General features: G+C 46.9%; 1 protein-coding gene. It reads right to left on the bottom strand.

Going from position 1 to position 209, the window contains the following annotated elements; translation table 11 throughout:
- A partial coding sequence (locus tag Q0779_RS23945) for a hypothetical protein (protein ID WP_298776779.1) occupies window positions 1-209 on the bottom strand: 209 nt, incomplete at both ends.

The raw sequence follows: 209 nt of genomic DNA, 5'->3' as shown, positions 1-209 counted from the left end.
TCTGGTTTCACCTCCTCTATTTCATGCCATATGGACCAAATTGACCCTTCTGTTGCGCCGCCTAAACTCATCACGGTGATATGTGGATTTAACGCGTTGATTTGCGTCGGGAGAGTGGTCGGGATCCAATCCCCACTCATTAGCACTCGTTTCAGTGAGTCTAAGCAGTGGCCGTTATCATCTGCGTAATCAATAAGCAGTTGCATTAA

Origin of the sequence: uncultured Shewanella sp., assembly GCF_947491715.1 — a bacterium.
Lineage (GTDB): Bacteria > Pseudomonadota > Gammaproteobacteria > Enterobacterales > Shewanellaceae > Shewanella.
This window is presented reverse-complemented; position numbering and strand designations above follow the sequence as displayed.